Annotated in this window: 1 protein-coding gene and 2 pseudogenes; 1 reads left to right on the top strand and 2 read right to left on the bottom strand. The window is 70.6% G+C overall.

What is annotated here, in order from left to right:
• Positions 1-174 (bottom strand): annotated as a pseudogene (locus tag IEX31_RS18390) (ISAzo13-like element transposase-related protein); the annotation flags it as partial.
• A 276-nt stretch (positions 175-450) separates the two neighbouring features.
• On the opposite strand from IEX31_RS18390, the gene IEX31_RS18385 reads away from it, so the two are divergent.
• Positions 451-1,032 carry a DUF6431 domain-containing protein gene (locus tag IEX31_RS18385; protein WP_229662498.1) on the top strand — a complete coding sequence of 194 codons (582 nt, stop codon included), beginning with the start codon at positions 451-453 and terminating at the stop codon, positions 1,030-1,032.
• Between the two features lie 171 nt (positions 1,033-1,203).
• On the opposite strand, the pseudogene IEX31_RS18380 reads toward IEX31_RS18385, so the two are convergent.
• Positions 1,204-1,307: pseudogene (locus IEX31_RS18380) on the bottom strand (ISAzo13-like element transposase-related protein); the annotation flags it as partial.

The raw sequence follows: 1,307 nt of genomic DNA, 5'->3' as shown, positions 1-1,307 counted from the left end.
GGGGTCTTTGAAGTCGTGGACCTTGACCTGCTCTGGGTCGCCTCGAGGCCGCCACTCGGCCCCGCCGTTGCGGTAGTTCCCGACGAGTTCCTTCTTCTTTGTGTCGACGCTGATCACCGGGCACCCGGCATCCAGGTGCTCCTGCGCGGAGTCGTTGAGGTGTTGGGCGTCTCGTCCGGTGACGATCAGGCCTCGGGTGCGCGTCGCGTTGCGTGACGTCGGGGCCGTCACGGTGTGACGACGTCGGCGGCGTCACCGTGACGATCGTCCACCGCGCCGAGGGCACGGCTGAGTCGGGATCGTCGCCGTAACGTCCACTCGGCTCGTCGGCGCGGTGACGGCGACGGTCGCGGCCTCAACGCGAGATGGCCCCTTCCCTGGTGGGTGTGTGGTAATCAAGAGTGGCTGTCATGACCTCGTGGCAGCAGGACGGAGCCGGACAAGGTGATCGTGGTCGCCTCGCTGGAGCAGGCCGAGGCGATGCTCCACGCGGGACAGCTGGACTGCCCCGGCTGCGCCGGCGCGCTGTCCTCGCACGGGCACGGCCGCACCCGCACCGTCCGCGGAATCGGTTCGGCGCGCGTCATCCTGCGGCCCCGCCGTGCCCGTTGTCGGGCGTGCGCGGCCACGCACGTGCTGCTGCCCGCCGAGCTGGTGCTGCGCCGGGCGGACACCGTCGAGGCGATCGGGACCGCTCTGGCGGCGAAGGCCCGCGGTGACGGGCACCGCACGATCGCGGCCCGGCTGGGCCGCCCGGTATCCACGGTGCGTCGCTGGTTACGGCGGGCACGAGGGTCACATGCCGGGTGGCTGCAGGAGCAGGCCGTGCAGCACGCGTTCCGCACCGACCCCGACGTCCTGAACCGCCGCCTGCCGTGGCCCACCCCGCTCGGCGACGCGCTGAACCTGCTCGCCGCCGCCGCGCTGGCCTGCCAGCGGCGCTGGGACTCGACGCTTCCCGCGTGGACACTCATCGGGATGTTCACCCACGGCCGGCTCCTGCCCCCGCCCGAGTCGCCTCTGCGCACCTGAGAACCGGTGCCGGAGTGCTCCCGCGCGCCCGGAATTCGCCGTCATCGTGACGACGGTGACAAGCCTCGCCGTCACGAGTGACGACCACCACGTCATCCTGCCGACCACACCCGCCGATCCCGTCGTCGAACTGGATGACGCCTCATCGTCACTCAACGCGACGGCTGACATGAGGTAGGAGAACTGCCCGTCTCGGTCCGGGTGCTGGTTGCCCTCGATGGTCTTGGCGTTGGCTTGCAGACTGAAGCCTTCGGCCTTGAGCAGGTGCGCCACCT

This window comes from Agromyces bauzanensis (assembly GCF_014645655.1).
Taxonomy (GTDB): Bacteria; Actinomycetota; Actinomycetes; order Actinomycetales; family Microbacteriaceae; genus Agromyces; species Agromyces bauzanensis.
This window is presented reverse-complemented; position numbering and strand designations above follow the sequence as displayed.